The 570-nt window shown below is 65.1% G+C and carries 1 protein-coding gene; it reads left to right on the forward strand.

What is annotated here, in order from left to right; all coding sequences use genetic code 11:
* Positions 1-309: ATP-binding protein (locus KJQ96_RS38645; RefSeq protein WP_213291180.1), on the forward strand; the 309-nt coding region annotated here is incomplete at its 5' end.
* Positions 310-570: the final 261 nt, after the last annotated feature.

A 570-nucleotide genomic window follows, 5' to 3' on the forward strand; every position in this document is an offset into this window, starting at 1 on the left:
GTATTGGACGATTGGGGACCCGACCGCCTCTCAGCCAGTCAGCGGCGCGATCTCATGGAGATCGTCGAGGACCGTCATGGCCGCGGCTCCATCCTCATCACCAGCCAACTCCCTGTGGCAACTTGGCACGAGGTTATTGGCGAGCCCACCGTCGGCGACGCCGTGCTGGATCGTATTGTCCACAACGCTTATCGGATCGAGCTCGACGGCCCGTCTATGCGCAAGCTCAAAGCCGACGAGGAACGGCTGGCGCCGGCCGCGGCCACACCGCCAGCCAACGGCAAGCCGCCCACGGGAGCAAAAATATGAAGCGCATCGCCAGCCCACCGGCCGCCCCCGTGGGTCAACAGGGATCTCCCGCGCGCGCTGCTGCGTCAGCCGTGGGGGCACTCCGCAGCGCGCGCGGGTCCCTCCTGTCGACTACGGGGACGGCCTCCACCGCGCTTGACGTCGAGCCAAAACACTGAGATCAGAAAATGCACCTGACGGCACCATCACACTGGTCGCGATCGATCGGAATGGGTGGTCACAATCCGTCGTAGCGGGTGGTCGCGATCGTCGGAATACGCA

The organism is Bradyrhizobium sp. sGM-13, assembly GCF_018398875.1.
Lineage (GTDB): Bacteria > Pseudomonadota > Alphaproteobacteria > Rhizobiales > Xanthobacteraceae > Bradyrhizobium.